Source organism: Sorlinia euscelidii, assembly GCF_036452135.1.
GTDB classification, from domain to species: domain Bacteria; phylum Pseudomonadota; class Alphaproteobacteria; order Acetobacterales; family Acetobacteraceae; genus Sorlinia; species Sorlinia euscelidii.
Genome location: NZ_JAWJZZ010000004.1, coordinates 185,970 through 208,880 on the forward strand (window position 1 = coordinate 185,970; position 22,911 = coordinate 208,880).

Consider the following 22,911-nt stretch of genomic DNA (forward strand, 5'->3'; position numbering starts at 1 on the left):
TCGGCGCTTGGAAAAGCTTAATCGGGCAGCGTAAATGATGATCTCGGGATATATTTCACTTGACACGTCGCCCTTTAAAAGGATACGGGGCGCCACTTAGCGAAACGCGGGAGAGGCCGGGACGTGCTGCAAGGCATGACGGATTCGATTGTACCGCGGTTCGGGTCAACGATAAAGGAGTCCCGGATATGGCCAAAAAAATTGTTGGCTACATCAAACTGCAAATCCCTGCGGGTAAGGCAAATCCATCCCCGCCAGTGGGCCCGGCGCTGGGTCAGCGCGGCCTCAACATCATGCAGTTCTGTAAAGAATTCAACGCGAAGACACAGGGGCTTGAGCCCGGTATGCCGATCCCGGTCGTGATCACGGCCTATGCGGATCGTACATTCAGCTTCATCACAAAAACGCCGCCGAACACGTATTTTTTGCTGAAAGCCGCGAAACTGTCCAAGGGCAGCCAGACCGTTGGCAAGGCAGCATCTGTCGGCAAGGTGACGACCGCGCAACTGCGTGAAATTGCCGAAACGAAATTTAAAGACATGAATGCGCATGACATTGACGGCGCCGTGCGTATGCTCGCCGGTTCTGCCCGTTCCATGGGCCTCGATGTGGTGGAGGGCTGAGAAGATGGCCAAGACTAAACGTCTCGTCGCCGCCAGGGGTGCTGTTGATCGCGCGCGTGCCTATTCAATTGAGGAAGCGGTTTCCCTGATCAAGACCAACGCCAAAGCTAAGTTTGACGAGACCATTGAAGTCTCGCTGAATCTCGGCATTGACCCGCGTCATGCTGACCAGATGGTGCGCGGGCTGATCTCCCTGCCAAATGGCACGGGCAAGACCCTGCGTGTCGGTGTTTTCGCACGTGGCCCGAAAGCGGAGGAGGCGAAAGCCGCCGGTGCTGAAGTGGTCGGCGCTGAAGACCTCGCTGAAAAAGTTCAGAACGGCGAAATTGAATTTGACCGTTGCATTGCCACGCCGGACATGATGGCGCTGGTGGGTCGACTGGGTAAAGTGCTTGGGCCGCGTGGCCTGATGCCGAACCCCCGTCTCGGCACTGTAACAATGGACGTCAAGGGCGCCGTCACGGCGGCCAAGTCCGGCCAGGTTGAATATCGCGCTGAAAAAGCCGGTATCGTGCATGCGGGCGTGGGCAAAGCGTCGTTTGAAGCTGAGAAGCTGGTTGAGAACATCAAAGCGCTTGTGGACGCGGTGCAGAAGGCACGCCCGACCGGCGCGAAAGGCACTTATCTGAAAAAAGCGGCGGTCTCATCGACAATGGGGCCGGGTGTGCGCGTGGACATCGCGTCGCTGTAACAGCTTTTACGAAATTGATGCCTGCCGGGAAGCCGGGAGGTATCAAGGGTGTGGTTGATGCCGCACCCATCCTGTCCAAGACCGCACGTGCCCTTCGGGGCTTAAAGGGCATCTGCCCCCGCGCGACAGACGGTTTGCCGGATTTGGCGTAATTTCGGTTACGCATGCACTGGCCTTCCTGATGACGGACAGGCGAGCGGTGGTGACACGCTGTTTCAACAGGGTGAAGCCGCCAAGGGTAACCAGGCTGCATGAGATATCATGCAGCTGACGAGGAGACAGCAATTGGACCGTCAGGAAAAGCGGGCCTTCGTCGCATTCCTCGCCGAGGTGTTTGCCAGCACATCCATCGTGATCGTCACCGAAAATAAAGGTTTGACGGTTGCTGATGTGACGGAGCTGCGCAGGCGCATCCGAGCGACGGGGTCGACTTATAAGGTTGCTAAAAATCGACTGGTCAGTCGTGCTCTGGAAGGGACCCAATTCGACGGTATCGCGCCGTTGCTCAAAGGACCGACCGCCCTGTCATGGGGTGCGGATCCGGCGGCAGTGGCAAAGGTGCTTGTTGAGTTCGCCAAAACGAATGAGAACCTGGTTGTTCTGGGTGGTGCGCTTGGAAGCCAGACGCTTGATGCGTCCGGTGTCAAAGCACTGGCTGAACTGCCATCTCTGGACGAGCTGCGTGCAAAACTGGTGGGTATGCTCAATACACCCGCCACGCGGATCGCCGGTGTTGTCCAGGCTCCGGCCGGACAGCTTGCTCGTGTTTTTGGCGCCTATTCCAAAAGCGAGGCTGCCTAGTCTTGTCATCTAGCGCAATTTCATCTCCTGCCCGATGGGCGGGGTTTGGGATTGCATCGTTTAAACCAGTGCATTTATAGTGGGACCATTCATCATGGCCGATCTTAACAAAATTGTCGAAGAACTCTCAACCCTGACCGTTCTTGAAGCGGCAGAGCTCTCCAAACTCCTTGAGGAGAAATGGGGCGTTTCTGCAGCGGCGCCGGTTGCTGTTGCAGCGCCTGCTGCTGGCGGTGCGGCTGCCGCGCCTGCTGAAGAGCAGACAGAGTTCAATGTTCTCATCACCGACCCGGGTGCAACCGCGATCAACGTGATCAAGGAAGTCCGCGCCATCACGCAGCTTGGCCTGAAAGAAGCCAAACAGCTCGTTGACGACAGCAAGGCCGCGCCGAAAGCCGTCAAGGAAGGCGTCAGCAAGGACGAGGCTGACAAGCTTAAAGCCCAGCTTGAGAAAGCCGGCGCCAAGGTCGAGATTAAGTAAGCGTGACAGAGGCTTCAGGCGTCCCTCAGGCGCCCGTCGCTTCTTCAGTTTAGCGAGGAGGGCGGCACCCGCGTCGGTGCCGCCCGCTTTGCCGTTTTCGATAAAGAGGTTATAACGGTCAGTCGTTCCGGTCGCCGTTGCAGGTCATGTCGGCGGAGACTTGAAGGTCTGGTTCTTAGAGGCAGGGATAGATGAGCGCAGTCAGCAAATCGTTCACGGGACGCAAGCGGATCCGTAAGAGTTTCGGGCGTATTCCCGAAGTGGCTCCAATGCCTAACCTCATTGATGTGCAGCGGTCCAGCTATGAGACATTCCTGCAGATGAATGTGAGTGCCGACAGCCGTCAGCGCACGGGGTTGCAGGAGGTTTTCAGCTCCGTTTTCCCGATCAACGACTTTGCGGGGCGCGGTCGTCTGGAGTTCGTCTCCTACGAATTGGAGGAGCCGAAATATGACGTTGAGGAATGCATTCAGCGCGGCCTGACATTCGCGGCGCCGCTCAAGGTCATCCTCCGCCTCATCGTCTGGGATGTGGATGAGGATACGGGCTCCCGTTCCATTCGGGACATTAAGGAGCAGCCTGTCTATATGGGCGATATGCCGCTCATGACGGATAATGGGACGTTCATCATCAATGGCACGGAGCGTGTCATTGTCAGCCAAATGCATCGCAGCCCCGGCGTGTTCTTTGACCATGATAAGGGCAAGACGCATTCATCCGGCAAATATCTCTTCACGGCGCGTGTCATACCTTATCGCGGCTCCTGGCTTGATTTTGAGTTCGATGCCAAGGACCTGATTTATGTCCGCATCGACCGGAAGCGTAAATTGCCGGTCACGACCCTGCTTTATGCGCTTGAGGGGGCACAATCCGCCGCGGCGCGCGCAGCGAAAGCGGCGGAGGGTGGCGATGTTGACGCCCTTTCCGTCCGCGGCATGGACCCGGACGAGATCCTGGAGCAATTTTACGGCACGGTCGTCTTTTCTAAAGGTGACAAAGGCTGGTCCCGCCCGTTTGACCCGGAGGCTTTCCGTGGTCTGAAGCTGCTGGAAGCGCTTTATGATGCCGATACGGGCGAGATCGTGGCTGAGGCGGAAGCCAAGCTGACCAGCCGCGTCGTCAAGAAGATCGCTGAAAAAACCCGTGACGTCCTCGTTGGTCGCGCTGATCTGCTGGGGCGTTTCATCGCGCGTGACATTGTCAATGAGCACACGGGTGAGATTTATGCTGAAGCGGGTGAGGAACTGACGGACGCACGTCTGACCACCCTTGAGGAAGCCGGTATTGCCGAGATCCCGATGCTGGCGATCGACACGACTCATGGGCCGTGGATCCGTAACACGCTGGCCGTGGATAAAAACAATAATCGCGATGATGCGCTGATCGATATTTACCGCGTCATGCGCCCTGGAGAGCCGCCAACCCCGGAAACGGCTGAGGCGATGTTCCAGGGTATCTTCTTCGATCCGGATCGTTACGACCTTTCCGCCGTCGGCCGCGTGAAAATGAATATGCGTCTGGAAATCGACGTGCCGGATTCCGTGCGCGTGCTCCGCAAGGAAGATATTCTGCGCACGGTCAAGATCATGTGCGACCTGAAAGACGGGCGTGGTCAGATCGATGATATCGATAATCTGGGCAATCGCCGTGTCCGTTCGGTCGGTGAATTGATGGAGAATCAATATCGCATCGGCCTGTTGCGTATGGAGCGCGCCATTCGTGAGCGTATGGGGTCCGTCGATATCGATACGGTTATGCCGCATGACCTCATCAACGCCAAACCGGCGGCGGCTGCGGTGCGTGAGTTCTTCGGCTCATCCCAGCTCAGCCAGTTTATGGATCAGACGAACCCGCTCTCGGAAGTGACGCATAAGCGTCGCCTTTCCGCGTTGGGCCCGGGTGGTCTGACGCGTGAGCGGGCCGGGTTTGAGGTCCGAGATGTTCACCCGACCCATTATGGCCGTATCTGCCCGATTGAAACGCCGGAAGGGCCGAATATCGGTCTGATCAATTCCCTCTCAACTTACGCGAAGGTCAATAAGTACGGCTTTATCGAGACGCCCTATCGCCTCGTCAAGGATGGGATGCTCCAGGATGGGTGGAAATATCTTTCCGCCATGGAGGAGGAGAAACTCATCGTCGCGCAGGCGGATGCCAAGCTCGATAAAGAGACAGGACGCCTGACGGATGAACTGGTTTCCGTGCGTCGGTCCGGTGATTTCCGTCTCGTCCCGCCGGAGCAGGTGACGGCTTGTGACGTTTCGCCCAAGCAGCTCGTCTCCGTTGCCGCGGCGTTGATTCCGTTTCTTGAAAATGACGACGCCAACCGCGCGCTGATGGGGTCCAACATGCAGCGTCAGGCCGTCCCGCTCGTGCGGGCGGAAGCGCCGCTTGTCGGCACAGGTATGGAAGCCGCGGTTGCCCGCGATTCCGGTGCGACCATTGTGGCACGGCGCGACGGCGTCGTTGACCAGATCGATGGTGCCCGTATCGTTGTCCGCGCCACGGGTGAGACCGGTGCGACGGAGGGTGTCGATATTTACCGCCTGCGTAAATATATGCGTTCCAACCAGTCGACCTGCATCAACCAGCGCCCGCTGGTGCATATTGGTGATGTCGTCAAATCCGGTGACATCATCGCGGATGGCCCGTCGACCGAACTGGGTGAACTGGCGCTGGGGCGTAATGTGCTCGTCGCCTTCATGCCGTGGAATGGCTACAACTTTGAGGATTCCATCCTCATCTCCGAGCGCATTGCGCGTGATGACGTCTTCACTTCAATCCATATTGAAGAGTTTGAAGTCATGGCCCGCGACACAAAGCTGGGTCAGGAAGAAATCACCCGCGACATCCCGAATGTCGGTGAGGAAGCGCTGCGCAATCTCGACGAAGCGGGTATTGTCTATATCGGTGCGGAGGTGAATCCCGGCGATATTCTGGTTGGTAAGGTGACGCCGAAAGGCGAGAGCCCGGTCACGCCGGAAGAGAAATTGCTGCGTGCCATTTTTGGTGAAAAAGCCTCCGATGTGCGTGACACATCCCTGAAGCTGCCGCCCGGCACGACGGGGACGATCGTTGATGTGCGTGTCTTCTCCCGTCGTGGTATCGACAAGGATGAGCGCGCCATGGCCATTGAGCGCGCCGAGATCGAACGCCTGTCTAAAGACCGGGATGATGAGCGCGCCGTGCAGGAGCGGAGCTTCATCAACCGTCTACGCGAGCGCCTCCTGAATCAGTCGGCAGGCGCGGGATTCAAAGGCATACGTTCCGGCACGGTTATCACCGATGAGGTGCTGAATGAGCATCCGCGCGGTGCATGGCGTCACATTGTGGTGTCGGAAGACAGTGTGATGTCCGAGCTCGAAACGCTGCGGCGTGAATATGATGCCGAAATGGCGCGTATTCAGGCGCGGTTCGAGAGCAAGGTTGAGAAGCTCCAGCGTGGTGACGAGTTGCCACCAGGCGTGATGAAGATGGTCAAAGTCTTCGTTGCGGTGAAGCGCAAGCTTCAGCCGGGTGATAAAATGGCGGGTCGTCACGGCAATAAGGGTGTCGTCTCCCGCGTCGTGCCGGTCGAGGACATGCCGTTCCTCGAAGATGGCACACCGGTTGACCTCGTGCTGAACCCGCTGGGCGTGCCCTCACGTATGAATGTCGGGCAGATCCTGGAAACCCATCTGGGCTGGGCGTGTGCCAATATCGGCCAGGATATCGGGCGCCTTGCGGACGAATATCAGCGCAATGGTGAAGAGAAAATGGCCTTGCTGGAGCGTCTCCGGACGGTCTATGGCGACGCTGTTTTCGATAGCGACATTGCGGATATGAATAACGCGCAGCTTTCCGAACTGGCGGGTAATCTTCGCCGCGGCGTGCCCATCGCAACCCCTGTCTTCGATGGGGCGTCGATCCCGGATATTGAAGATATGCTGGATAAAGCGGGGGTTGATCGTTCCGGTCAGTCTCAGCTGATTGACGGGCGCACGGGTGAACGCTTTGAGCGTAAAACGACGGTTGGGTATATTTACATGCTCAAACTGCACCATCTTGTTGATGACAAGATCCATGCGCGTTCCATCGGTCCTTACTCACTCGTGACGCAGCAGCCGCTGGGGGGTAAGGCCCAGTTCGGTGGGCAGCGCTTCGGTGAGATGGAGGTCTGGGCGCTTGAGGCTTACGGTGCGGCCTATACGTTGCAGGAAATGCTGACCGTCAAGTCGGACGACGTCTCCGGTCGTACCAAGGTTTATGAAGCCATCGTGCGTGAGCAGGATGATTTCGAAGCCGGTATACCAGAGAGCTTCAACGTCCTGATTAAAGAGCTCAAATCTCTCGGCCTGAATGTCGATCTGGAGCAAAGCGCATCGTGATGACGCTGTCATTTGTTGAAAATTGCATTGATGATAAGGCGCGCGCGGCCCATGGCCGCCGCGTGAAATGGGGTCTTGGCGCATGAACGAACTGATGAAGATTTTGGGCCAGACGGGCCAAAGCCTGTCTTTTGATCAGATCAAAATTCAGCTCGCTTCCGCCGAGCAGATCCGGTCCTGGTCCTATGGTGAGATCAAAAAGCCGGAAACCATTAATTACCGCACCTTCAAGCCGGAGCGTGACGGGCTTTTCTGCGCCCGCATTTTCGGCCCGATCAAAGATTATGAATGTCTGTGCGGCAAATATAAGCGCATGAAATTTCGCGGCATTGTCTGCGAAAAATGCGGTGTTGAAGTTACGCTCGCGAAAGTGCGTCGTGAGCGTATGGGCCATATTGAGCTCGCCTCACCCGTGGCGCATATCTGGTTCCTGAAATCCCTGCCATCCCGCATCGCGACGCTGATCGACATCACGCTGAAAGATCTCGAAAAGGTCCTGTATTTCGAGAGCTATATCGTCCTCGAGGCGGGCACGAGCCCGTTCAAGCAATATAGCCTGCTGTCGGAAGATCAATATTTCGACGCTCTGGACGATTACGCGGATGAGGGCCTTGAAGTCGGTATCGGCGCGGAGGCCATCAAGAAGATCCTCTGGAAAGCCCGCCTCCATGCGGAGGAAATCGACCGCCCTGGCCTGGTGGACCGGGAAGGGCGCGACCAGGATAAGTCTGACGGCGATCTGCTGCGGGAAGATCTCAAAGCCGCGACGTCCGAAGCGAAGCGCAAGAAGCTGGTCAAACGCCTCAAGCTTTATGATTCATTTGCCGAGAGCGGTTCCCGCCCGGAATGGATGATCCTGGACCTCGTCCCGGTGATCCCGCCGGAATTGCGGCCGCTCGTCCCGCTTGATGGCGGGCGTTTCGCAACGTCGGACCTTAATGATCTTTACCGGCGGGTCATCAACCGTAATAACCGCCTTAAGCGCCTGATTGAGCTTCGCGCTCCGGATATTATTGTCCGGAACGAAAAGCGCATGTTGCAGGAGGCGGTGGACGCGCTGTTCGACAATGGTCGGCGTGGGCGTGCGATTGCGGGCGCCAATAAGCGTCCATTAAAGTCCCTTTCGGACATGCTGAAAGGCAAGCAGGGGCGTTTCCGTCAGAACTTGCTGGGCAAGCGCGTCGATTATTCCGGTCGTTCCGTCATCGTGGTCGGGCCGGAACTGAAGCTGCATCAATGCGGCCTGCCAAAGAAAATGGCGCTGGAGCTGTTCAAGCCCTTTATTTACTCGAAGCTTGAGAAATATGGTCACGCCACGACCATCAAAGCCGCGAAACGCATGGTTGAAAAGGAACGCCCGGAAGTCTGGGACATCCTTGAAGAGGTGATCCGCGAGCATCCCGTGATGCTCAACCGCGCGCCGACCTTGCACCGACTGGGCATTCAGGCTTTTGAGCCCGTCCTGATTGAAGGCAAGGCCATTCAGCTCCATCCACTCGTCTGCACCGCGTTCAATGCGGATTTCGACGGGGATCAAATGGCCGTGCACGTGCCCCTCTCGCTGGAAGCCCAGCTTGAGGCGCGTGTGCTGATGATGTCGACAAACAATATCCTCAGCCCGGCCAATGGTAAGCCGATCATTGTGCCGTCACAGGATATCGTGCTGGGGCTTTATTATCTCAGTCTTGAGGTGCCGGAATATCTCGCGACGCCGGATCAGGCGGAATATGATAAGGAAGGGCGCGTGACCAAAGCCGGTCCGCCCGCCTTCCACTCCGTCGCCGAAATTGAACTGGCGATGAATGAAGGCACGCTGAAACTGCACGACAAGATCCGCCTGCGTCTGGAAGTCCCTTCTGCCGAGGGGCAGGTGACGCGTCGTGTGGTGATCACCACGCCGGGTCGCGCCCTGATTGCGCAGATCCTGCCGGATAATGCGGCTGTGCCGTTTGAGGTCGTCAATAAGCAGTTGACCAAAAAGAACGTCTCCGACGTGATCGACGCGGTTTACCGTCATTGCGGCCAGAAAGAGGCGGTGATTTTCTGTGATCGCCTCATGGGGCTCGGTTTCCGCCACGCGGCGCGTGCCGGTATCTCCTTCGGCAAGGATGACATGATCATCCCGGTCGAAAAGCAGGCGCTTGTTGAGCGGACCCAGGCCGAGATCAAAGAGTTCGAACAGCAATATCAGGATGGTCTGATCACCGCGGGTGAACGTTATAATAAGGTGGTCGATGCCTGGTCACGCTGCACGGATGAAGTGCAGGTCGCGATGATGAAGGAGATCTCAAAGCAGGTCATCGGCAAGCCGACCAACTCCGTCTGGATGATGAGTCATTCCGGGGCGCGTGGGTCGCCAGCGCAGATGAAGCAGCTGGCCGGGATGCGCGGCCTGATGGCCAAGCCATCCGGTGAGATTATCGAGCAGCCGATTATTGCCAACTTCAAAGAAGGGCTTTCCGTTCTCGATTACTTCACCTCCACCCATGGTGCGCGTAAAGGTCTCGCAGACACGGCGCTTAAAACGGCGAACTCCGGTTACCTGACGCGCCGTCTGGTCGATGTCGCGCAGGATTGCATCATCGTTGAGAATGATTGCAGCACGGAGCGCGGCCTGACCGTGCGCGCGGTTATGGATGGGGGTGAGATCGTCTCCTCCCTTTCCGAGCGTATTCTGGGACGGACTCTCTCCGCGGATGTCCTTAACCCGGCTGACGGCAAGGTCCTCTACCCGCGCAACACGCTGGTTGAGGAAGCGGAAGCGGAGGCGATTGAGCAGGCCGGGGTTGAGACGGTGCAGATCCGTTCTGTCCTGACCTGTGACAGTCGCGTCGGCGTTTGCGCGCATTGTTATGGGCGTGATCTGGCGCGCGGCACACCGGTCAATATCGGTGAGGCTGTCGGCGTCATCGCGGCGCAATCAATCGGGGAACCCGGCACGCAGCTCACGATGCGTACCTTCCATATTGGTGGTGCGGCGACGCGCGGTGCTGAGCAATCCATGGTGGAAGCATCCCGTGACGGCAAGGTCACCATCCGCAACCGCAACGTCGTGCAGAACAGTCAGAACATGACGATCGTCATGTCGCGTAACTGCGAGATCGTGCTGACGGATGAGAAAAATGTCGAGCGTGCCCGCTATCGTGTGCCTTATGGTGCCCGATTGCTGGTCACGGAGGGGCAGAATGTCGAGCGCGGCCTTAAAATGGCTGAGTGGGACCCTTACACCCTGCCGATCATCACTGAGGAATCCGGCACGGTCGAATATCTCGATCTCATCGATTCAATCACGCTGGTTGAGCGGATGGATGAGGTGACGGGCCTGACCTCTCGCGTGGTTGTCGATTATAAACAGGGCGCTAAAAGCGTCGATCTGCGGCCGCGTCTGCAGGTCAAGGATGCTTCCGGCAATGTTGTGAAACTGGCGAACGGGAATGACGCACGTTACTTCCTTGCACCGGATTCTCTCCTGTCGGTCGATAATGGCGCGAAGGTGCACGCGGGTGACGTCCTGGCGCGTATCCCGCGTGAAGGCTCTAAAACACGTGACATCACGGGTGGTCTGCCGCGTGTCGCCGAGCTTTTCGAGGCACGGCGTCCGAAAGACCACGCCATCATCGCCGAGACGGAAGGTCGCATCGAAATCGGTCGTGACTATAAGTCGAAGCGCTGCATCATCGTCAAAAATGATGAGACGGGTGAGGAGACGAATTACCTCATCCCGAAGGGCAAGCATGTTTCCGTTCAGGAAGGCGATTTTGTCCAGAAGGGAGACCCGCTGGTCGATGGTCCGCGCGTGCCGCATGACATCCTCAAGGTCATGGGTGTCGAAGCCCTGTCGGATTACCTCGTGAATGAAATTCAGGATGTTTACCGTCTTCAGGGCGTGAAGATCAATGACAAGCATATTGAGGTCATCGTCCGGCAGATGCTTCAGAAAGTTGAAATTCTGGAGCCGGGCGACACAACCTATCTTGTCGGGGAAATTGTTGACCGGATCGAGTTCGAGACGGAGAATGACAAGAGATTGAAGTTGGATGAGGCGCCGGCGCGGGGTGCCCCTGTTCTGCAGGGCATCACCAAGGCGTCGCTCCAGACGCAGTCCTTCATCTCGGCAGCATCCTTCCAGGAGACGACGCGAGTGCTGACAGAGGCCGCAACAGCGGGCAAGGTCGATACGCTGAATGGCCTGAAAGAGAACGTCATTGTCGGACGTCTCATCCCGGCGGGGACAGGCAGCGTCATGAATCGCCTGCGTGCGATTGCCGCCTCTCAGGACCGCCAGCGTCTGGGGCAGGCTTCCGTCGAAACGACCGAAGAATCATCGGAGGCTTGAGGTTGAAAACAAGCGCGCAGCGTCAGGCTGCGCGCTTTTTGCTGGGGTATCAGTAAATATCGTGGCGACTCTATCCAGATGCTTGACTTTTGCTGGTAAGCGCCGTAGGTAACGCGCTTCCGGCTTCCCCCGTCTCTCGGGACGTCAAGGCCGAGGATAGACTTTATTTTTTGCTTTGGACGCCGTTTATCTTTGGTAAACCAAGGTCTGGGGTAGATTTGTTTGGCGGGCGATCTTGCATCGCGCGCTGAGTTGTGTTGAATGCGCGCGGATCAGGTGCGAATCTGGTCTGTCTTTAAACGAGAATCGGGAAGGGCGAATGCCGACCATCAACCAGTTAATCGCAAAAGGGCGTGAGCCTGCTGCGAAGCGGAATAAAGTGCCAGCCCTGCAAGGGTGCCCGCAAAAGCGTGGCGTGTGCACGCGCGTCTATACGGTCACACCGAAGAAGCCGAACTCGGCCTTGCGTAAGGTGGCAAAAGTCCGCCTGACAAACGGGTATGAGGTCGTCAGCTACATCCCCGGTGAAGGGCACAATCTGCAAGAGCATAGCGTGGTGCTGATCCGCGGCGGCCGCGTAAAGGATCTTCCGGGTGTGCGCTATCACATTCTCCGTGGTGTGCTGGATACACAAGGTATTGCAAAACGCCGCCAGCGTCGCTCGCTTTACGGCGCGAAACGTCCTAAGTAAGAGGAATATAAGGCATGAGTCGCCGACATCGCGCTGTCAAGCGTGAGATCCTTCCCGATCCGAAGTTTGGAGACGTCGTCATTACGCGCTTTATGAATGCGCTCATGTACGATGGTAAGAAATCGACTGCTGAAGGTATCGTTTACGGTGCGCTTGAGGCTGTCCGCCGTCGTGGTGGTGCTTCGGCGGATCCGGTTGCGATGTTTCACGCAGCGCTCGACAACGTCAAGCCTGCCGTCGAGGTGCGCTCACGCCGCGTCGGTGGCGCGACGTATCAGGTGCCTGTCGAAGTCCGTGCGGAACGTCGTCAGGCCCTGGCAATTCGCTGGGTGATCGACGCATCGCGCAAGCGTGGCGAAAACACGATGCAGGAGCGCTTGTCCAACGAGCTGATGGATGCGATCAATAATCGCGGTTCGGCCGTCAAAAAGCGTGAAGACACGCATCGCATGGCTGAAGCCAACAAGGCATTCAGCCACTACCGCTGGTAAGTTTAACCAGCTCAACAGTTTCGGGTTTCAATCGGGACCTGATGTTAATGAGCAATCTTCCCCGCCGCAACTTCGGCGGTGGGTTATGGAGAGAACGATGGCTAAGGCTAAATTTGAGCGGACGAAGCCGCACTGCAATATCGGAACGATTGGTCACGTTGACCATGGCAAAACCTCACTGACCGCTGCGATCACCAAGACGCTCGCCAAGTCAGGTGGTGCGACATACCAGGCTTATGATCAGATCGACGCGGCGCCGGAAGAGCGTGCACGTGGTATCACGATCTCGACCGCTCACGTTGAGTATGAGACGAAAAACCGCCATTACGCGCACGTCGACTGCCCGGGCCATGCTGACTACGTCAAGAACATGATCACCGGTGCGGCACAGATGGATGGCGCGATCCTCGTTGTTTCCGCTGCTGATGGCCCGATGCCCCAGACACGTGAGCACATCCTTCTCGCGCGCCAGGTGGGTGTTCCCGCGCTGGTCGTCTTCCTGAACAAGGTTGACCAGGTGGATGACCCTGAGCTGCTTGAACTCGTTGAGATGGAAGTGCGTGAGCTTCTCTCTTCCTACCAGTTCCCGGGCGACGATATCCCCATCATCAAGGGTTCCGCGCTCGTCACGCTTGAAGACGGCGATGCCGAAATCGGTGAGAACCGCGTTCTTGAGCTGATGGAAGCGGTTGACTCCTACATCCCGCAGCCTGAGCGCCCGATTGACCGTCCTTTCCTGATGCCGATTGAAGACGTCTTCTCGATCTCCGGTCGTGGCACGGTTGTGACGGGTCGCGTTGAGCGCGGTGCGGTCAATGTCGGTGAGGAAGTCGAGATCGTCGGTCTCAAGGACACAGTCAAGACGACAGTGACCGGCGTTGAGATGTTCCGCAAGCTTCTTGATCGTGGTGAGGCGGGCGATAATATCGGTGCCCTGCTGCGTGGCACGAAGCGTGAAGACGTTGAGCGCGGTCAGGTTCTGGCCAAGCCCGGCTCCATCACGCCGCACAAGAAGTTCAAGGCAGAAGCCTACATCCTCACGAAAGAGGAAGGTGGCCGTCACACGCCGTTCTTCACCAATTATCGTCCCCAGTTCTACTTCCGCACGACGGACGTCACGGGTGTTGTCCAACTGCCGGAAGGCACGGAGATGGTCATGCCGGGCGACAACGTTGCGATGGATGTTGAGCTGATCGCACCGATCGCGATGGATGAAGGTCTTCGTTTCGCGATCCGCGAAGGTGGCCGGACTGTCGGCGCAGGTGTGGTCGCGTCGATCACCGCCTGAACGAAAATATAGCCTCTTATGGGGGCTGACCTGACCGGGCGCACCTGGTCGGGTCAGCCTTCGAGGCTTAGAAGGAGCAGGGTAGCCCCCGAACCTTATTGAGTTGGACGATTTATAAAGATGGACAGCCAAAACATCCGCATTCGCCTCAAGGCATACGACCACCGCGTGCTCGATAACAGCACGAAGGAGATCGTGAACACGGCGAAGCGCACGGGTGCGCAGGTTCGGGGTCCCATCCCGCTACCGACGCATATTGAGCGTTTTACTGTTAACCGCTCGCCACATGTGGATAAGAAAAGCCGCGAGCAGTTCGAAATTCGGACTCACCGCCGCCTGCTCGATATTGTCGAGCCGACCCCGCAGACCGTGGACGCCCTCATGAAGCTCGACCTCGCCGCTGGCGTCGATGTCGAGATCAAGCTTTAAGGTCCAGACGATGCGCACCGGATTGATCGCAAAAAAGTTGGGCATGACCCGACTCTTCAAGGAAGACGGCACACACGTGCCTGTCACCGTTCTTCATCTCGACGATGTGACGGTTGTCTCCACCCGTAATGTTGAGCGTGACGGCTATACGGCCGTGCAACTCGGTATGGGCAAGGCAAAAGTCAAAAACGTCTCCAAGCCCATGCGTGGGCATTTCGCCGCCGCGAAGGTTGAGCCCTGCAGGAAGCTCGTCGAATTTCGTGTCAGTGACGATGCGGTGCTTGAGGCGGGGACACGCCTTTCAGCCGCGCATTTCGTCGTGGGCCAGAAAGTGGACGTGACCGCAACGAGTAAAGGTAAGGGTTTTGCCGGCGCCATGAAGCGCTGGAACTTTGCCGGTCTCGAAGCCTCGCACGGCGTTTCCATCAGTCACCGTTCACACGGTTCGACGGGACAGCGTCAGGATCCCGGCAAGGTCTTCAAAGGCAAGAAAATGGCCGGTCATCTTGGTGATGAGCGCATCACCACGCTGAACCTCGAAGTCGCCGCGGTGGATGAAGAGCGTAATCTCATTATGGTTCGTGGTTCGGTCCCGGGTGCCAAAAACGGCACGGTGCTGATTCGCGATGCGATCAAGAAGGACCGTCACGCTGACGCGCCGTATCCGGCTGCGACTCTGACGGCCGCCGGTTGAGGACTGAGGGCATGGAATACGAGATCAAGACCCTCGATAACGGAAGCGCCGGTAAGGTGACCCTTCCGGAGGAATTGTTCGGCATCACGCCGCGCAATGACATTATGGCCCGCGTCGTGCATTGGCAGCTTGCCAAACGTCGTGCTGGCACACACCGTGTCAAAGGCATGGGCGAAATTTCCGGCACGACCAAGAAGCCCTATCGCCAGAAAGGCACAGGCTCTGCGCGCCAGGGTTCGTTGCGCGCCCCGCAATTCCGTACAGGTGGTGTGGTGCACGGGCCGGTTGTGCGTGACCATGGTTATGACCTGCCGAAAAAAGTGCGCCGCCTTGGCTTGATTTCTGCATTGTCGCAGAAAGCCGCGGAAGGGAAGGTCGTCATCCTGGAGGCTGTGACCGGCGTGCAGAAAACACGTGATGCCGAAGCCAAAATGAAGGCTCTCGGCCTGACATCGGCTTTGATTGTTGATGGTGTCAATCCGGATGTCGGTTTTGGGCGTGCCATCCGCAACCTGCATAAGATTGATGTGATGCCGTCGATCGGTGCCAATGTTTACGATATCCTCAATCATGAGGTGCTTGTCGTGACGCGCGCCGGGCTTGATGGCCTGAAGGAGCGCCTGGCATGAGCACGACAACCGTTCTGGCGCGCCGTGAAAAGGCCGCCCGCATGAGCCGTGAGGCGATGTTTGACATCATCCGCGCGCCCGTCATCACTGAGAAGGCGACAGCTCTTTCAGAGAATAACCACGTCGTCTTCCGCGTCGCACTTGAGGCGTCCAAGCCTGAGATCAAAATCGCGGTCGAGACGCTGTTTAACGTGAAGGTGCTTTCGGTGAACACCCTCGTTCAGAAGGGCAAGAGCAAAATGTTCAAGGGGCGGCCAGGTCGCCGCTCTGACACCAAGAAAGCATATGTCAAGCTCGCGGATGGTCAGTCGATCGACCTCACGGCGAAGCTGAGCTGACGCGGGGCAGGGAATCATGGCACTAAAACACTTTAATCCGACGACGCCCAGCCTTCGTGGCACCGTCCTTATTGACCGGAGCGAGCTGCATAAGGGGAAACCCGTCAAGCAGCTGACGGAAGGTAAGAACAAATCCGGCGGTCGTAATAATCACGGACGCACAACGTCGCGCTTCCGTGGCGGTGGGCACAAGCAGTCCTACCGTTACGTTGATTTCAAACGTCGCAAATTCGATGTTGCGGGCACGATTGAGCGGCTGGAATATGACCCGAACCGCACTTCTTTCATCGCGCTCATCAAATATGATGATGGTGAGCTTGCTTACATCCTCGCGCCGCAACGCGTGAAGTCAGGGGATCGTGTCGTTGCAGGTGCGCGGGTTGACGTCAAGCCCGGCAATGCGATGCCGCTGGCGGCGATGCCGGTGGGCACGATCGTCCATAATATTGAGCTCAAGATCGGTGCAGGTGGCAAGGTCGCGCGTTCAGCCGGGACTTACGCCCAGCTTGTCGGCAAGGATGCCGGTTACGCGCAGATCAAGCTGCAATCCGGTGAGTTGCGTCTTGTCCGCGGAGAATGCATGGCGACAGTCGGTGCCGTCTCAAACCCGGATAATATGAACCAGCATATTGGCAAGGCCGGTCGCAATCGTTGGCTGGGGCGCCGCCCACATAACCGTGGTGTTGTCATGAACCCGGTTGATCACCCGCATGGTGGTGGTGAGGGCCGTACTTCAGGCGGGCGTCATCCGGTGACGCCTTGGGGTAAGCCGACAAAAGGTTACAAAACGCGTAGCAACAAGCGCACGGATAGCTTGATTATCCGCCGCCGCAAGACCGGTAAGTAAGAGAGGGGCATTAGAGAGATGGCACGTTCCGTCTGGAAAGGCCCGTTCGTCGACGGGTACTTGTTTGGTAAGGCAGAAGCTTCACGTGCGTCGGGTCGCAATGAGGTGATCAAAATCTGGTCACGTCGTTCAACGATCCTGCCGCAATTTGTGGGCCTGACATTTGGTGTGTATAACGGGCGCAAATTCCTGCCTGTGCAAGTGACGGAAAATATGGTCGGACATAAGTTCGGCGAGTTTTCCCCGACGCGCACATTCACGGGCCATGCGTCCGATAAAAAGTCGAAGCGGGGCTGAGATGAGCAAGCCAAAGCATATTCGCACACTTGCCGATAATGAGGCGCAGGCCGTGGCACGCAATGTTCGTGTCAGCCCGCGCAAGCTTGACCTGGTTGCGGCCATGATCCGCAACCTGCCGGCTGACAAGGCGATTGCGGCGCTGACTTTCTCCCGCCGTCGCATTGCGCAGCAGGTGCGTAAGACTCTTGAAAGCGCGATTGCAAACGCTGAAAATAATCATCAGCTTGATGTGGATCAGCTGGTGGTGAAGTCGGCGGAGGTCGGTAAATCAATCGTCATGAAGCGCTTTCATGCGCGTGGTCGTGGTCGCTCCGCCCGGATTGAGAAGTTCTTCAGCCACATCAAAATCGTGGTCGCTGAGCGGGCTGCGACAGAAGATGCCCCTGCGAAGAAGACTCGCAAGCGCAAAGACGTAGCAGAACAGAAGGCGGCCTGATATGGGACATAAAGTCAATCCGATCGGGCTTCGGCTCGGTGTCAATCGCACCTGGGACAGCCGCTGGTATGCGGGCCAGGATTACGCGAATCTTCTTCATGAGGACCTCAAGCTTCGGGCATATCTTCGTCGCAAGCTCGCAGGTGCCGGTGTTTCCCGCGTTGTGATCGAGCGTCCGGCCAAAAAGCCTCGCGTCACGATCTACGCAGCCCGTCCGGGTGTCGTGATCGGTAAAAAAGGTCAGGATATTGACGCGCTTCGTAAAGATCTGAGCCGTATGGCGAAGGCTGACGTCGCGCTTAACATCGTGGAAATCCGCAAGCCTGAAATTGACTCGACACTTGTTGCGGAAAACATCGCGCAGCAGCTTGAGCGCCGCGTGGCGTTCCGCCGGGCGATGAAACGCGCCGTGCAATCCGCGATGCGCCTCGGGGCGCAGGGGATCCGGATCAATTGCTCCGGTCGTCTCGGCGGTGCCGAAATCGCGCGTATTGAGTGGTATCGTGAAGGTCGCGTGCCGCTTCATACGCTTCGTGCGGATATTGATTACGGCGTGGCAACGGCAAAGACGACCTATGGCACTTGCGGTGTGAAGGTCTGGATCTTTAAAGGCGATGTCATGGCGCATGACCCCCTTGCCCAGGACCGTCGTGCCGCTGAGCAAGCGCCGCAGCGTTGAGTCGAAGTTCAAAACAAGCGTCGTGAGGCGCGTGAGGATAACTGATCATGCTTTCCCCCAAGCGGACGAAGTTTCGCAAAGCCCATAAAGGCCGTATCCACGGCCTCGCAAAAGGTGGAACGACGCTGAATTTCGGCGCGTTCGGCCTGAAAGCGCTTGAGCCCGAGAGGATCACGGCGCGCCAGATTGAGGCATCTCGTCGTGCGATTACGCGTGCGATGAAGCGCGCAGGTCGTGTCTGGATCCGCATTTTCCCGGATCTTCCGGTTTCCACCAAGCCGGCTGAGGTGCGGATGGGCTCGGGTAAGGGCTCGCCTGAATATTGGGTCGCACGCGTCAAGCCGGGCCGCGTCCTTTTCGAGATTGAGGGCGTGCCGCCTGATGTCGCGCGCCATGCGCTCGAACTCGGCGCGGCGAAACTGCCGATTAAGACCAAGTTCATTACACGCATTGGAGATGCCTGAGATGGCCGACACGTTCAAAGTCGCCGATCTACGCGGCAAGACGTCTGATGAGCTTGAGGCTCTTCTGCTTGATCTGAAAAAAGAGCAGCTGAATCTGCGTTTCCAGGCTGCGACCGGGCAGTCTGAAGGTGCGGGCCGGGTGCGGCTGCTGCGTCGTGCTGTCGCGCGGATCAAGACAGTTTTGCATCAATCGAAGAACAGTGCGGGCGCAAAAACGTCCGCCGTTAAGTCCTGAGAGGAGACGGACAATGCCAAGGCGTGTCCTGACTGGGCGAGTGACTAGTGATAAGATGGACAAGACGGTGACCGTCCTCGTGCATCGTCGCGTTATGCACCCGCTTTATAAAAAGTTTATTCGCCGCTCCAAGAAATATGCGGCGCATGATGAGCTGAATGAGTGCAAAATCGGCGATACCGTCCGTATCGAAGAATGTGCGCCGATTTCAAAACGCAAGACGTGGATGGTTGTTACGCGCAACGGTGCGGCACTTGGTGCGCCCGCAGCTGACGCCAGCCCTGTTTCGGCTTAAATAGGGGGCTAAAAATGATCCATCCCGAGACCAACCTTGACGTTGCGGATAATTCCGGTGCGCGTCGGGTGCAGTGCATCAAGGTGCTGGGCGGTTCCAAGCGTAAAACCGCTTCGGTCGGCGACGTGATCGTCGTTTCCGTCAAGGAGGCGATTCCGCGCGGTAAAGTCAAAAAAGGTGATGTCCATCAGGCGGTCATCGTCCGCACCTCTTATCCGGTGCGTCGTGCGGATGGCAGTGCCATTCGTTTTGACAAAAACGCGGCGGTGCTGATCAACAAGTCTATGGAGCCCATTGGTACGCGTATCTTCGGCCCCGTCGTGCGTGAGCTGCGTGCCCGCAAGTTCATGAAAATCATCTCCCTGGCTCCGGAGGTCCTGTAATGGCCGCGCGTATTAAAAAGGGTGATCAGGTTGTGGTCATTTCCGGTGCGTCCAAAGGCGTGCGGGGTGAGGTGATGTCCATCCTTCCCAAGGTTGAGAAGGCTGTCGTCCGTGGCGTCGCCATTGCGAAACGCCACACGAAGCCGAGCCGCCAGAATGAAGAGGGCGGCATCATTGCGAAGGAGATGCCTGTGCATCTCTCAAATCTTAAACTTATCGATCCGAAGAGTGGCAAGCCGACCCGTGTTGGTTTCCGCGTTCTTGATGACGGCCGCAAAGCGCGCGTCGCCAAGGCGACCGGCGAGATTATCGAAGGCTAAGGGGGCGATATGAGCGACAAACACGCACACGCTCTGCCGCGCCTGCAGGAACGTTACCAGCAGGAGATCCGTGAGCAGCTTCGTCAGCAGTTTGGCTATAAAAACATTCTGCAAGTGCCGAAGCTTGAGAAGATCGTCCTTAATATGGGCGTCGGTGAAGCGGCAGGCGATCAGAAAAAACTGGATGCCGCCGTCGCGGAGATGGCGCTGATCGCAGGTCAGAAGCCGGTCAAGACGTTGGCACGCAAGGCGATCGCCGGTTTCAAAATCCGCGAGGGCCTGCCGATTGGCTGTAAGGTCACGCTGCGTCGCGCACGTATGTATGAGTTTCTCGATCGTCTCGTTACGATCGCGATGCCGCGCATTCGTGACTTCCGCGGGCTTCCGGCAAATAAGGGCTTCGATGGTCGCGGCAACTTCGCGATGGGCATCAAGGAGCAGATTGTGTTCCCTGAAATCCAATATGACAAAGTTGATTCAGTGCGCGGCATGGACATCATTTTCGTGACAAATGCACAGAGCGATGATGAGGCCAAAGCATTGCTGAAAGCCTTTGACCTGCCGTTCGCGGCCTGAAAGTTTCGTGGTGCCTTTCGTTTTTTGATTGCAAAGAGGCGAAGGGCGCCTTTATAGACACGCTGTTTGGAAAACCGTCGGGATTGGCCCGACAGGTTCCGGGAGAAAGTTTAGCATGGCAAAAGTCTCCGCCGTGAACCGCAACGCGAAGCGCGCGCAAATGGCGCAGCGCGATCGTGCGAAGCGGACCGCGCTTAAGGAAATCATCAAGGATCGTTCTCTTCCTGTGGAAGAGCGGTTCGATGCGTCGTTGAAACTCGCTGAGATGCCGCGCAATGGCTCACGCACGCGTGTGCGCTTGCTGTGCAAGGTCTCTGGCCGTCCGCGCGCCAATTATCGGAAATTCCAGCTCAGCCGTATCGCGCTTCGCGATCTGGCATCAACGGGCCAGATTCCCGGTATGGTTAAATCGAGCTGGTAAGGGTTTAAGACGACAATGTCCCTCTCCGATCCTTTGGGTGATATGATCACCCGTATACGTAACGCGCAGCGTGCACGTCACGCCTCCTGCGTTGCACCGGCGTCCAAACTGCGTGCCAACGTGCTGGAGGCGCTGCGCCGCGAAGGTTATATTCGTGGTTACACGACCGAGGAACTCCGCAAGGGTGTCTCCCAGTTGCGTGTCGAGCTGAAATACGCGGATGGCCAGCCGGTCATTAAAGAGATTCACCGCGTTTCCAAGCCAGGGCGTCGCGTCTATTCCAAAATCAAGGAATTGCAGCGCGTCTATGCTGGTCTCGGCGTTTCCATCCTGTCCACACCTCGCGGCGTCCTTTCGGACGTTGAGGCCCGCGCTGCCAATGTTGGCGGCGAGGTCCTCTTCCGCGTGTTCTAAGGGAGGGATGCAATGTCACGTATTGGCAAATATCCGGTTCCGATCCCTTCAGGCGTGGATGTCACCATCGCTGGGGGTATCCTTACCGCCAAGGGTAAACGCGGCCAGCTCAGCATGCCTCTGTCCCGCTTTGTCGAGGCGAAGGTTGAGGATGGCAAGATCGCCATTCAGCCTGTCGGCAACCGCTCGCGTGAAACCTGGACGATGTGGGGTACCACCCGGGCGATCGCCGCGAACATCGTCAAAGGTGTCTCTGAGGGTTTTTCCAAAACGCTCGAAATCACCGGGACGGGTTTCCGCGCCAGTGTCCAGGGCTCGAAACTGGTCATGAATCTCGGTTTCTCGCATGATGTGGTCTATCCCATCCCGGCCGACGTCAAAATCACGACGCCGCGCCCGACGGCGATTACCGTCGAGGGAAATGACAAGCAGCGTGTCGGACAGGTCGCGCTGGATATTCGTAGTTTCCGCAAGCCGGAGCCTTATAAGGGGGGTGTGCGTTATGAAACTGAGGTTCTTCGTCGCAAGGAAGGCAAGAAGAAATAATGGCTACGCAGCATGGTATGCAGGAGCGCCGTCGCAAGCGGTTGCGTTTCCAGCTTCGCCGCAAGAGCGGTGGCACGCGCCTCACGACGCTTGTTTTGAACTTCGACTCAACGCTGCGGCGCTTGCTCAGCGGCACGACGGTCCTGGGCAAGGGGGTCATGCGCCATGACATCGCCTTTAAAGATCCAGACCTTCACACCGCAAGTGCCATAGGTCGTCTTTGCCGTTGCCACGCCGTAATCAATATCCGCACGAAGCGTATGAAGCGGCACGCGACCTTCACGGTGGATCGCGGCGTATCTCTATCACGGCCGTGTCAAGGCCCTTGCTGAGGCTGCCCGTGAGGGCGGACTCTCGTTCTAGGAAAGGATCACACATGGCACGAGAGCCAAGAGAAGGCGGCCGCGGTGGTCGCGAGCGGGAGCGCGAGGGCGACGATCTTGTTGACAAGCTCGTCACGATTAACCGCGTCGCCAAGGTTGTTAAAGGTGGACGTCGCTTCGCATTTGCCGCCCTCGTGGTCGTTGGTGACCAGAAGGGGCGCGTCGGTTACGGCGCCGGTAAAGCACGTGAAGTCCCTGAGGCGATCCGTAAAGCGACGGAACGTGCGAAGCGCGGCATGATCCGCGTCCCGATGAAGGAAGGCCGCACGCTGCATCATGACAGTTACGGGCATTTCGGTGCGGGTAAAGTTGTGGTGCGCGCAGCTGAAGCGGGAACGGGCATCATCGCCGGTGGGCCGATGCGCGCTGTCTTTGAATCGCTGGGCGTTAATGACGTTGTTGCCAAGTCCCTTGGCACCCGCAACCCGCATATGGTCAAGGCGACATTTGCCGCGCTTGAGCGTTGCAGCAGCCCACGTGCTGTCGCGGCGCGTCGTGGCAAAAAAGCCTCGGATCTCTTCCCCAAGCGGGGCCAGGCCGCTGAGGGCACGGCGGAGGCTGCAAATGGCTAAAAAAAATGCGACAGTCCGCATCCGGCAGATTGCCTCTGCGATTGGCCGCAAGCCAGGCCAGAAAGAGACCCTCGTCGGTCTCGGTCTGCGCGGCATCGGCAGCCAGCGTGAGCTTGAGGATACGCCGGCCGTTCGCGGGATGATCCGTAAAGTTGCCCACCTTCTGCAGGTGGAGGGATAA

28 protein-coding genes and 2 pseudogenes are annotated in these 22,911 nt (G+C 57.6%); 29 read left to right on the plus strand and 1 reads right to left on the minus strand.

What is annotated here, in order from left to right; translation table 11 throughout:
- The first annotated feature begins 188 nt into the window (after window positions 1-188).
- The 26 genes from rplK (at window position 189) to rplF (ending at window position 21,775) form a co-directional block, all read left to right on the plus strand.
- Window positions 189-623, plus strand: coding sequence for a 50S ribosomal protein L11 (gene rplK, locus CGLAMM_RS08920; protein ID WP_394818523.1), 435 nt, complete (start codon window positions 189-191; stop codon window positions 621-623).
- Window positions 624-627: 4 nt separating this feature from the next.
- Entirely contained in the window at window positions 628-1,314 is a 687-nt protein-coding gene (gene rplA, locus CGLAMM_RS08925) for a 50S ribosomal protein L1 (RefSeq protein ID WP_394818522.1), read from the plus strand.
- Window positions 1,315-1,599: 285 nt separating this feature from the next.
- On the plus strand, window positions 1,600-2,115 hold the full coding sequence (gene rplJ / locus CGLAMM_RS08930; RefSeq protein WP_394818521.1) for a 50S ribosomal protein L10: 516 nt from the start codon (window positions 1,600-1,602) through the stop codon (window positions 2,113-2,115).
- Window positions 2,116-2,209: 94 nt separating this feature from the next.
- Complete coding sequence (gene rplL / locus CGLAMM_RS08935) at window positions 2,210-2,596, plus strand: 50S ribosomal protein L7/L12 (RefSeq protein ID WP_319807054.1); 387 nt, start codon at window positions 2,210-2,212, stop codon at window positions 2,594-2,596.
- A 191-nt stretch (window positions 2,597-2,787) separates the two neighbouring features.
- Window positions 2,788-6,963: a DNA-directed RNA polymerase subunit beta gene (rpoB, locus tag CGLAMM_RS08940; RefSeq protein ID WP_394818520.1), complete on the plus strand. Its 4,176-nt coding sequence runs from the start codon at window positions 2,788-2,790 to the stop codon at window positions 6,961-6,963.
- 82 nt (window positions 6,964-7,045) lie between these two features.
- Complete coding sequence (gene rpoC, locus CGLAMM_RS08945; RefSeq protein ID WP_394818519.1) at window positions 7,046-11,299, plus strand: DNA-directed RNA polymerase subunit beta'; 4,254 nt, start codon at window positions 7,046-7,048, stop codon at window positions 11,297-11,299.
- Between the two features lie 319 nt (window positions 11,300-11,618).
- Entirely contained in the window at window positions 11,619-11,990 is a 372-nt protein-coding gene (gene rpsL, locus CGLAMM_RS08950; RefSeq protein WP_023979007.1) for a 30S ribosomal protein S12, read from the plus strand.
- A gap of 14 nt (window positions 11,991-12,004) precedes the next feature.
- Complete coding sequence (gene rpsG, locus CGLAMM_RS08955; protein WP_319807057.1) at window positions 12,005-12,481, plus strand: 30S ribosomal protein S7; 477 nt, start codon at window positions 12,005-12,007, stop codon at window positions 12,479-12,481.
- A 97-nt stretch (window positions 12,482-12,578) separates the two neighbouring features.
- Window positions 12,579-13,769, plus strand: coding sequence for an elongation factor Tu (gene tuf / locus CGLAMM_RS08960; protein WP_319807058.1), 1,191 nt, complete (start codon window positions 12,579-12,581; stop codon window positions 13,767-13,769).
- Window positions 13,770-13,889: 120 nt separating this feature from the next.
- Complete coding sequence (gene rpsJ / locus CGLAMM_RS08965) at window positions 13,890-14,198, plus strand: 30S ribosomal protein S10 (RefSeq protein WP_319807059.1); 309 nt, start codon at window positions 13,890-13,892, stop codon at window positions 14,196-14,198.
- 10 nt (window positions 14,199-14,208) lie between these two features.
- Window positions 14,209-14,892, plus strand: a complete 684-nt coding sequence (rplC, locus tag CGLAMM_RS08970) for a 50S ribosomal protein L3 (protein WP_394818518.1) — start codon at window positions 14,209-14,211, stop codon at window positions 14,890-14,892.
- Between the two features lie 11 nt (window positions 14,893-14,903).
- On the plus strand, window positions 14,904-15,521 hold the full coding sequence (gene rplD / locus CGLAMM_RS08975; protein ID WP_394818517.1) for a 50S ribosomal protein L4: 618 nt from the start codon (window positions 14,904-14,906) through the stop codon (window positions 15,519-15,521).
- Between the two features lie 41 nt (window positions 15,522-15,562).
- Window positions 15,563-15,859 carry a 50S ribosomal protein L23 gene (locus CGLAMM_RS08980; protein ID WP_319807790.1) on the plus strand — a complete coding sequence of 99 codons (297 nt, stop codon included), beginning with the start codon at window positions 15,563-15,565 and terminating at the stop codon, window positions 15,857-15,859.
- Between the two features lie 16 nt (window positions 15,860-15,875).
- Complete coding sequence (gene rplB, locus CGLAMM_RS08985; protein ID WP_319807062.1) at window positions 15,876-16,706, plus strand: 50S ribosomal protein L2; 831 nt, start codon at window positions 15,876-15,878, stop codon at window positions 16,704-16,706.
- An 18-nt stretch (window positions 16,707-16,724) separates the two neighbouring features.
- Entirely contained in the window at window positions 16,725-17,003 is a 279-nt protein-coding gene (rpsS, locus tag CGLAMM_RS08990; RefSeq protein ID WP_319807063.1) for a 30S ribosomal protein S19, read from the plus strand.
- A 1-nt stretch (window position 17,004) separates the two neighbouring features.
- Window positions 17,005-17,442 carry a 50S ribosomal protein L22 gene (gene rplV / locus CGLAMM_RS08995; protein ID WP_319807064.1) on the plus strand — a complete coding sequence of 146 codons (438 nt, stop codon included), beginning with the start codon at window positions 17,005-17,007 and terminating at the stop codon, window positions 17,440-17,442.
- Window position 17,443: 1 nt separating this feature from the next.
- The gene (rpsC, locus tag CGLAMM_RS09000; protein ID WP_319807065.1) at window positions 17,444-18,121 is read left to right on the plus strand and encodes a 30S ribosomal protein S3; all 678 of its coding nucleotides are present in this window, start codon (window positions 17,444-17,446) and stop codon (window positions 18,119-18,121) included.
- Between the two features lie 47 nt (window positions 18,122-18,168).
- Window positions 18,169-18,585, plus strand: coding sequence for a 50S ribosomal protein L16 (gene rplP, locus CGLAMM_RS09005; protein WP_319807066.1), 417 nt, complete (start codon window positions 18,169-18,171; stop codon window positions 18,583-18,585).
- A gap of 1 nt (window position 18,586) precedes the next feature.
- Entirely contained in the window at window positions 18,587-18,820 is a 234-nt protein-coding gene (gene rpmC, locus CGLAMM_RS09010; protein WP_319807067.1) for a 50S ribosomal protein L29, read from the plus strand.
- Between the two features lie 13 nt (window positions 18,821-18,833).
- The gene (rpsQ, locus tag CGLAMM_RS09015) at window positions 18,834-19,115 is read left to right on the plus strand and encodes a 30S ribosomal protein S17 (RefSeq protein ID WP_319807068.1); all 282 of its coding nucleotides are present in this window, start codon (window positions 18,834-18,836) and stop codon (window positions 19,113-19,115) included.
- A 14-nt stretch (window positions 19,116-19,129) separates the two neighbouring features.
- Window positions 19,130-19,498: a 50S ribosomal protein L14 gene (gene rplN / locus CGLAMM_RS09020; RefSeq protein WP_319807069.1), complete on the plus strand. Its 369-nt coding sequence runs from the start codon at window positions 19,130-19,132 to the stop codon at window positions 19,496-19,498.
- On the plus strand, window positions 19,498-19,818 hold the full coding sequence (gene rplX / locus CGLAMM_RS09025) for a 50S ribosomal protein L24 (RefSeq protein ID WP_319807070.1): 321 nt from the start codon (window positions 19,498-19,500) through the stop codon (window positions 19,816-19,818). The genes rplN and rplX overlap by 1 nt, the downstream gene beginning before the upstream one ends.
- A 9-nt stretch (window positions 19,819-19,827) precedes the next feature.
- Complete coding sequence (gene rplE / locus CGLAMM_RS09030; protein WP_394818516.1) at window positions 19,828-20,394, plus strand: 50S ribosomal protein L5; 567 nt, start codon at window positions 19,828-19,830, stop codon at window positions 20,392-20,394.
- Between the two features lie 115 nt (window positions 20,395-20,509).
- Entirely contained in the window at window positions 20,510-20,815 is a 306-nt protein-coding gene (rpsN, locus tag CGLAMM_RS09035) for a 30S ribosomal protein S14 (RefSeq protein ID WP_319807072.1), read from the plus strand.
- A 15-nt stretch (window positions 20,816-20,830) separates the two neighbouring features.
- Window positions 20,831-21,229 carry a 30S ribosomal protein S8 gene (rpsH, locus tag CGLAMM_RS09040; RefSeq protein ID WP_319807073.1) on the plus strand — a complete coding sequence of 133 codons (399 nt, stop codon included), beginning with the start codon at window positions 20,831-20,833 and terminating at the stop codon, window positions 21,227-21,229.
- A gap of 12 nt (window positions 21,230-21,241) precedes the next feature.
- Window positions 21,242-21,775, plus strand: coding sequence for a 50S ribosomal protein L6 (rplF, locus tag CGLAMM_RS09045; protein ID WP_418115614.1), 534 nt, complete (start codon window positions 21,242-21,244; stop codon window positions 21,773-21,775).
- A 107-nt stretch (window positions 21,776-21,882) separates the two neighbouring features.
- Here the strand turns inward: rplF and CGLAMM_RS09050 are convergent.
- Window positions 21,883-22,062: pseudogene (locus tag CGLAMM_RS09050) on the minus strand (30S ribosomal protein S3); the annotation flags it as partial.
- Between CGLAMM_RS09050 and CGLAMM_RS09055 the strand changes: the two are divergent.
- The 3 genes and pseudogenes from CGLAMM_RS09055 to rpmD all read left to right on the plus strand — a co-directional run.
- Window positions 22,060-22,138, plus strand: a pseudogene (locus CGLAMM_RS09055) (50S ribosomal protein L18); the annotation flags it as partial. The pseudogenes CGLAMM_RS09050 and CGLAMM_RS09055 sit on opposite strands and share 3 nt — an antisense overlap.
- A gap of 13 nt (window positions 22,139-22,151) precedes the next feature.
- The gene (gene rpsE, locus CGLAMM_RS09060) at window positions 22,152-22,730 is read left to right on the plus strand and encodes a 30S ribosomal protein S5 (RefSeq protein WP_418115615.1); all 579 of its coding nucleotides are present in this window, start codon (window positions 22,152-22,154) and stop codon (window positions 22,728-22,730) included.
- The gene (rpmD, locus tag CGLAMM_RS09065) at window positions 22,723-22,911 is read left to right on the plus strand and encodes a 50S ribosomal protein L30 (protein WP_319807077.1); all 189 of its coding nucleotides are present in this window, start codon (window positions 22,723-22,725) and stop codon (window positions 22,909-22,911) included. The genes rpsE and rpmD overlap by 8 nt, the downstream gene beginning before the upstream one ends.

Excerpts from the sequence above, each read along its gene's own strand:
- rpsL (WP_023979007.1), top strand. The coding sequence starts at position 11,619 with ATGCCGACCATCAACCAGTTAATCGCAAAAGGGCGTGAGCCTGCTGCG.
- rplX (WP_319807070.1), top strand. The coding sequence starts at position 19,498 with ATGGCCGCGCGTATTAAAAAGGGTGATCAGGTTGTGGTCATTTCCGGT.
- CGLAMM_RS08980 (WP_319807790.1), top strand. The coding sequence starts at position 15,563 with ATGAGCCGTGAGGCGATGTTTGACATCATCCGCGCGCCCGTCATCACT.
- rplF (WP_418115614.1), top strand. The coding sequence starts at position 21,242 with ATGTCACGTATTGGCAAATATCCGGTTCCGATCCCTTCAGGCGTGGAT.
- rpoC (WP_394818519.1), top strand. The coding sequence starts at position 7,046 with ATGAACGAACTGATGAAGATTTTGGGCCAGACGGGCCAAAGCCTGTCT.
- rplC (WP_394818518.1), top strand. The coding sequence starts at position 14,209 with ATGCGCACCGGATTGATCGCAAAAAAGTTGGGCATGACCCGACTCTTC.
- rplE (WP_394818516.1), top strand. The coding sequence starts at position 19,828 with ATGAGCGACAAACACGCACACGCTCTGCCGCGCCTGCAGGAACGTTAC.
- rpoB (WP_394818520.1), top strand. The coding sequence starts at position 2,788 with ATGAGCGCAGTCAGCAAATCGTTCACGGGACGCAAGCGGATCCGTAAG.
- rplB (WP_319807062.1), top strand. The coding sequence starts at position 15,876 with ATGGCACTAAAACACTTTAATCCGACGACGCCCAGCCTTCGTGGCACC.
- rplL (WP_319807054.1), top strand. The coding sequence starts at position 2,210 with ATGGCCGATCTTAACAAAATTGTCGAAGAACTCTCAACCCTGACCGTT.
- rpsC (WP_319807065.1), top strand. The coding sequence starts at position 17,444 with ATGGGACATAAAGTCAATCCGATCGGGCTTCGGCTCGGTGTCAATCGC.
- rplD (WP_394818517.1), top strand. The coding sequence starts at position 14,904 with ATGGAATACGAGATCAAGACCCTCGATAACGGAAGCGCCGGTAAGGTG.
- rpmD (WP_319807077.1), top strand. The coding sequence starts at position 22,723 with ATGGCTAAAAAAAATGCGACAGTCCGCATCCGGCAGATTGCCTCTGCG.
- rpsN (WP_319807072.1), top strand. The coding sequence starts at position 20,510 with ATGGCAAAAGTCTCCGCCGTGAACCGCAACGCGAAGCGCGCGCAAATG.
- rpsH (WP_319807073.1), top strand. The coding sequence starts at position 20,831 with ATGTCCCTCTCCGATCCTTTGGGTGATATGATCACCCGTATACGTAAC.
- rpsJ (WP_319807059.1), top strand. The coding sequence starts at position 13,890 with ATGGACAGCCAAAACATCCGCATTCGCCTCAAGGCATACGACCACCGC.
- rplP (WP_319807066.1), top strand. The coding sequence starts at position 18,169 with ATGCTTTCCCCCAAGCGGACGAAGTTTCGCAAAGCCCATAAAGGCCGT.
- rplN (WP_319807069.1), top strand. The coding sequence starts at position 19,130 with ATGATCCATCCCGAGACCAACCTTGACGTTGCGGATAATTCCGGTGCG.
- rplA (WP_394818522.1), top strand. The coding sequence starts at position 628 with ATGGCCAAGACTAAACGTCTCGTCGCCGCCAGGGGTGCTGTTGATCGC.
- rpsG (WP_319807057.1), top strand. The coding sequence starts at position 12,005 with ATGAGTCGCCGACATCGCGCTGTCAAGCGTGAGATCCTTCCCGATCCG.
- rpsE (WP_418115615.1), top strand. The coding sequence starts at position 22,152 with ATGGCACGAGAGCCAAGAGAAGGCGGCCGCGGTGGTCGCGAGCGGGAG.
- rplV (WP_319807064.1), top strand. The coding sequence starts at position 17,005 with ATGAGCAAGCCAAAGCATATTCGCACACTTGCCGATAATGAGGCGCAG.
- tuf (WP_319807058.1), top strand. The coding sequence starts at position 12,579 with ATGGCTAAGGCTAAATTTGAGCGGACGAAGCCGCACTGCAATATCGGA.
- rpsQ (WP_319807068.1), top strand. The coding sequence starts at position 18,834 with ATGCCAAGGCGTGTCCTGACTGGGCGAGTGACTAGTGATAAGATGGAC.
- rpsS (WP_319807063.1), top strand. The coding sequence starts at position 16,725 with ATGGCACGTTCCGTCTGGAAAGGCCCGTTCGTCGACGGGTACTTGTTT.
- rplK (WP_394818523.1), top strand. The coding sequence starts at position 189 with ATGGCCAAAAAAATTGTTGGCTACATCAAACTGCAAATCCCTGCGGGT.
- rpmC (WP_319807067.1), top strand. The coding sequence starts at position 18,587 with ATGGCCGACACGTTCAAAGTCGCCGATCTACGCGGCAAGACGTCTGAT.